The organism is Mycobacterium sp., assembly GCF_035603715.1.
Classification (GTDB): domain Bacteria; phylum Actinomycetota; class Actinomycetes; order Mycobacteriales; family Mycobacteriaceae; genus Mycobacterium.
The window spans coordinates 1-5265 of sequence record NZ_DATNJW010000429.1 but is presented as its reverse complement, the minus strand read 5'-3'; the positions used below and the strand labels follow the sequence as shown (position 1 = coordinate 5265).

Genomic DNA, 5265 nt, shown 5'->3' with positions numbered 1-5265 from the left:
AGTTCGACCGCACCGAAAAGGGTACGGGGCGCGCCGCCGACCTCAGTCGTTGGGCAGTCGCCCCGGGTCATCGGCCAGATCGCCAACCTCGTCGGCCCCAGTGTCCAGGATCTCGGGCTCGATCCGGTCCCTAATCGCCAGCTTGACCCAGGTTGTCACCACGCCCGGGGCGATCTCGAGGTCCACCGTGTCGTCTGTGATGCGCGTGATGGTGGCGTGCAACCCAGAGGTGGTTTGCACCTGGTCTCCGATCCGCAGCGACTCGTGCAGGTTGATGGTGGCCTGCATCGCACGCTTCTGCCGCCTCGAGGCGAAGAACATGAACACCCCCAGGATGGCGAGCATCGGCAGGAAGGTAATTGCTTGGTTCATGACGGCAGCGGTCTTTCCGTAGGTCCTATGACGGTCACCAGTGTGCCATTAGGCCCTGGCAGTGCTGGATCATTGACCGATGGAACTGACCGAGGCGTTGCGGACCACCGGGGCCGTTCGCGAATTCACCGACCAGGCCGTCGACGACGTCGTGTTGGCCCGGGTACTCGACACCGCCCGCTTCGCGCCCAGCGGAGGTAACGCGCAGGCCTGGCGGGTGGTGGTCGTTAAGGACGCCGCCAAACGTCGCCGACTGCGCGATTCTTACCTGCGCGGTTCCCGTGATTATCTGGCGTTGGCCGCCGCCGGTTTGCGACCGTGGTCACCGACCAACGACCGCGACGCCGAGACTCGCGCACTGGCTGCCGAAAACACCGCAGTACCAGGCGATTTCGCAGAGAGGTTCGACGAAACCCCGGTATTGCTGGCCTTATTCGCCGACTTGTCGAGGTTGGCGGCGATCGACCGCGACGTGGACCGGTACACGTTCGCCGGCGGCGCGTCCATCTACCCGTTCGCGTGGAACGTCCTGCTGTCAGCCCGCAACGAAGGTCTTGGCGGCGTCATCACGACGATCGCGATCCGTGCGGAGCCACAGGTGAAAGCTGTTCTGGGAGCACCTGACCCGCTGGCGCTGGCAGCGATCATCGCGCTGGGGTATCCGGTCAGGCAACCACGCCGACTTCGTCGCGAACCGGTCGGCTCCTTTGTTACGGTCGATTCGATCGACGGTCCGGCATTCGGGGTTTGATCCTGGCCGGAATGTGGCAAGAATGACGTTGTCGCTTTCCAGTGTGTTCACACGCTGGCTACCGAGGAGGATCGAATGAGAAACCTGATCGGCCGATTTTCGGGTGCCGTGGTGCTCGCGGCGGCAGCCGTAGCGTTCGCAACGCCGGCGACGAGCTGGGCCGACCCGCCGGGCTGCCAGCCTGGCGAGTACTGGGACGGGTACAGCAATGTGTGCCGGCCGGTTGGTCAGGGCCCGGCACTCAACTGTCCCCCCGGTCAGTGGTGGGACCCGAACGGCAATGTCTGCCGCGAATTGGGGCACACGGCGGCCGGCTGATTGCAGCGTCGTAACCAAGCGGTCGACGCGGCCGCGATTCACGGGCTTGTCATCTCGTTGAGCCTCGCGGCCCGCGTCGTCGCCGGGCTACGCTTTTGGCGTGTCCGCCATCGAACAGAGCCGCCACCTCGCCACCGAAATCCCGGGTCCGGCATCGCTCGAGCTGACTAGACGCCGCGCCGCGGCGGTGTCGGCGGGCGTGGGCATGACCATGCCGGTGTTCGCCGCCCGTGCGGCCGGCGGAATCGTCGAGGACGTCGACGGCAACCGGCTGATCGACTTGGGCTCGGGCATCGCGGTCACCACCATCGGCAGCTCAGCGCCCCGGGTGATCGATGCGGTGCGTGCTCAGGTCGCCGACTTCACCCACACCTGCTTCATGGTGACGCCGTACGAGGAGTACGTGGCCGTCGCCGAACAGCTCAACCGCCTGGCCCCGGGCTCGGGCGAGAAACGCTCAGTGCTGTTCAATTCCGGCTCTGAGGCGGTGGAGAACGCCGTCAAGATCGCTCGCTCGTACACCAAGAAATCTGCGGTTGTGGCCTTCGACCACGCGTATCACGGCCGCACCAACATGACGATGGCGCTGACCGCGAAATCCATGCCGTACAAAAGCGGGTTCGGTCCGTTCGCGCCGGAGATCTACCGGGCGCCAATGTCCTACCCGTTTCGTGACGGGCTGATCGACAAGGAAATGGCCACCGACGGCGAGCTGGCGGCCCGGCGCGCCATCGACATCATTTCCAAACAAGTGGGCGCCGACAACCTGGCCGCGGTCGTCATCGAGCCCATCCAGGGCGAAGGCGGCTTCATCGTCCCCGCCGAGGGATTCCTGCCCGCGCTGCTGGACTGGTGCCGGGAAAACAACGTGGTGTTCATCGCCGACGAGGTGCAAACCGGGATCGCCCGGACCGGGGCCATGTTCGCCTGCGAGCACGAGGGCATCGAACCCGACCTGATCTGCATCGCCAAGGGCATCGCCGACGGTCTGCCGCTGTCGGCCGTCACCGGTCGCGCCGAAATCGTGGACGCCCCGCATTCCAGCGGCCTCGGCGGCACGTACGGCGGTAATCCGCTGGCCTGCGCGGCGGCGCTGGCCACCTTTGCCACCATCGAAGCCGACGGGCTCATCGATCGGGCCCGCCAGATCGAACGGCTGATGAAGGACCGACTGCACGCGCTGCAGGCCGCCGACGAACGCATCGGCGACGTCCGGGGCCGCGGCGCGATGATCGCCGTCGAGTTCGTCAAGCCCGACACCGCCGAACCCGACGCCAAGCTGACCAACGCGCTGGCCGCCGCGGCAGCTGCCGCGGGCGTAATCATTCTGACGGCAGGCACATTCGGTAACGTCGTGCGCTTCCTGCCGCCGCTGACGATCAGCGACGAGTTGCTCACCGAAGGCCTCGATGTGCTGACCGGTCTGCTGGCCAAGCTCTAGGCGTTCAGCTGTCGGTGGGCGGCGTGGTGCCGAACACCATCAGGTAGCCGTCGGGTTGTTCCTGAAGCGCTTGGCGTATCGGCGCGAGCGAGACGTCCGTTCCGTCTGACGAGACGATGAGGACGGAGGCATTCTGATAGCGCGACAGCGCATCACGAAGCGTGACGAAACCGATCGGCGGCGCCTGCAACTGGTCGGGCTGTTCGGCGGTGAAGGGCATGCGAAGCGTGCCGGGTACGGGTTGGAGCCAACCGAATTCGACCAACAGGCTGACCCACCCGTTCTCGCCCAACTTGTAATGCTCGGCCACCTGCCGCAACTCTTCGGAGTTGGGGAAGCTGTCGCCGAAGCCGCGGCCGGTGCCGCTGGGTTCTCCGTAATAGCTGGCCCGCGTCAGGCCACAAGCTTTGCGCATCTCTTCGATCGTGACGTCAACACCGGCGATCTCCGCCTGCAGGAAGGCCTTGAGCGACCTGCCACGCCTATCTGTGCGGGTCATGAAGGTGAACCGTATGCCACGCCGAAAACCGGCTGATTACATGCTTTTTCCCAACAATCTGTCCGAATTCCAGAACCGAAGCGGCGAGTCGGGTCGCAGAGATTCCAGCGGCGCATCGGAAGCGGGTACCCGCGGCACTCGGAGTCGACACAGCCGCGGCGCGACGAGCGGGATCGGTGCAAGACGCGCGAGGGCGGTGCAATTAGTCACATATCGTCACCATTCTGGGACATGTGGAATATCGTTACCTTTGCTAACGTAGTAATCATTACGTGCAGCGTCGCACGATTAGATTTCCCAATGCGCACAGTTGTGAGGTTCTGACATGTCGAGTGAGATCCAAGTAGACCAAGAACGTCGCGTCGCAGAGTTGGCCGCCAACGACCCGGAATTCGCGGCCGCGCGACCAGATGCAGCCGTTTCCGCTGCCATCGAGGCGGCCGGCACGCGATTCCCCCAGGTGACCAAGGCAGTGCTGGAGGGTTACTCCGACCGACCCGCGCTGGCGCAGCGCGCGTATGAGCTGGTCCAAGACCCGCAGACGGGGCGGACATCAGCCAAGCTGATGCCCTGGTTCTCTCACGTCACCTATGGCGAATTGGCCCATCGCGTCGACGAGCTGTCCCGCGCGCTGGCCGACGGACTGGTGTCAGCCGGTGACCGTGTCACCGTCCTGGGCTTCACCAGCGTCGACTACGCCACGATCGACATCGCACTCGGTGCCGTCAACGCAGTGTCGGTTCCCCTGCAGACCAGCGCGGCGATCGCGCAACTGAAGCCGATCGTCCTCGAGACCGAGCCCACCCTCTTCGCGGCCAGCGTTGACTACCTCTCGGATGCAGTCGACGTGATCCTCGCCGCCGCCGAGGCGGGTCACACGCCCGGACGGCTGGTGGTCTTCGACTACCGCAGCGAGCTCGACGAGAACCGCGAGGCGCTGCAGAACGCCCACGAACGGCTGACAGACCTGTCGCTGACCATCGAGACCCTCGACGAGGTGCGCGAGCGCGGGGCGAACCTGCCCGCGGCGCCAGCCGTCGAGAATGGTGAGGACGACCCACTGGCGTTGCTGATCTACACCTCCGGCAGTACCGGCGCCCCCAAGGGCGCGATGTACCCGCAGAGCAATGTCGCCAAGATGTGGAACCGCTCGACCAAGAACTGGTTCGGGCCGAGTGCCGCGTCAATCACGTTGAACTTCATGCCGATGAGCCATGTCATGGGCCGCGGCACCCTTTACGGCACGCTCGGCAACGGAGGCACCGCCTTCTTCGCCGCCAAGAGCGACCTCTCGACGCTGTTGGAGGACGTGCGCCTGGTGCGGCCCACCGAACTGAACTTCGTGCCGCGGATCTGGGAGATGCTGCACAGCGAATACCAAAGTGAAGTCGGACGACGGACCGCCGAAGGCGCCGATCGTCAGGTGGCAGAGTCGCAGGTCTTGAGCGAGCAACGCAACGAGCTGCTCGGCGGGCGCTTCATCTTCGCGATGACCGGCTCGGCACCGACCTCCCCCGAGCTGCGGAAGTGGGTCGAGTCGCTGCTCGAGATGCATTTGGTGGACGGCTATGGATCCACCGAGGCCGGAATGGTCTTGTTGGACGGCGAGATTCAGCGTCCGCCGGTCATCGACTACAAGCTGGTCGACGTGCCGGACCTGGGCTACTACGCCACCGACCGGCCACACCCGCGGGGCGAGCTACTACTCAAGACGCCCAACATGTTCCCCGGCTATTACAAGCGGGCCGAAACCACCGCCAGCGTGTTCGACGACGACGGTTACTACCGGACCGGCGACGTCTTCGCCGAGACCGCGCCGGATCACCTGGTGTACGTCGACCGGCGCAACAACGTCTTGAAGCTCGCGCAGGGCGAGTTCGTCAC

Annotated in this window: 6 protein-coding genes; 4 read left to right on the top strand and 2 right to left on the bottom strand. The window is 65.1% G+C overall.

What is annotated here, in order from left to right; all coding sequences use genetic code 11:
• Positions 1–42: 42 nt before the first annotated feature.
• On the bottom strand, positions 43–372 hold the full coding sequence (gene yajC, locus VN856_RS17870) for a preprotein translocase subunit YajC (protein ID WP_325691407.1): 330 nt from the start codon (positions 370–372) through the stop codon (positions 43–45).
• Positions 373–451: 79 nt separating this feature from the next.
• Here yajC and VN856_RS17865 point away from each other — a divergent pair, with 79 nt between their 5' ends.
• From VN856_RS17865 to gabT, 3 genes are all read left to right on the top strand, one after another.
• Positions 452–1123, top strand: a complete 672-nt coding sequence (locus VN856_RS17865) for a nitroreductase family protein (protein ID WP_325691405.1) — start codon at positions 452–454, stop codon at positions 1121–1123.
• A gap of 75 nt (positions 1124–1198) precedes the next feature.
• Complete coding sequence (locus tag VN856_RS17860; RefSeq protein ID WP_325691402.1) at positions 1199–1441, top strand: hypothetical protein; 243 nt, start codon at positions 1199–1201, stop codon at positions 1439–1441.
• A 100-nt stretch (positions 1442–1541) separates the two neighbouring features.
• A complete protein-coding gene (gabT, locus tag VN856_RS17855; RefSeq protein ID WP_325691400.1) occupies positions 1542–2882 on the top strand; it encodes a 4-aminobutyrate--2-oxoglutarate transaminase in 1341 nt (446 codons plus the stop codon).
• 4 nt (positions 2883–2886) lie between these two features.
• On the opposite strand, the gene VN856_RS17850 is transcribed toward gabT, so the two are convergent.
• Complete coding sequence (locus VN856_RS17850) at positions 2887–3381, bottom strand: hypothetical protein (protein ID WP_325691398.1); 495 nt, start codon at positions 3379–3381, stop codon at positions 2887–2889.
• Between the two features lie 325 nt (positions 3382–3706).
• Here VN856_RS17850 and VN856_RS17845 point away from each other — a divergent pair.
• The coding region (locus VN856_RS17845; RefSeq protein WP_325691396.1) for an AMP-binding protein at positions 3707–5265 on the top strand (1559 nt) is incomplete at its 3' end.

Excerpts from the sequence above, each read along its gene's own strand:
- yajC (WP_325691407.1), bottom strand. The coding sequence starts at position 372 with ATGAACCAAGCAATTACCTTCCTGCCGATGCTCGCCATCCTGGGGGTG.
- VN856_RS17865 (WP_325691405.1), top strand. The coding sequence starts at position 452 with ATGGAACTGACCGAGGCGTTGCGGACCACCGGGGCCGTTCGCGAATTC.
- VN856_RS17860 (WP_325691402.1), top strand. The coding sequence starts at position 1,199 with ATGAGAAACCTGATCGGCCGATTTTCGGGTGCCGTGGTGCTCGCGGCG.
- VN856_RS17850 (WP_325691398.1), bottom strand. The coding sequence starts at position 3,381 with ATGACCCGCACAGATAGGCGTGGCAGGTCGCTCAAGGCCTTCCTGCAG.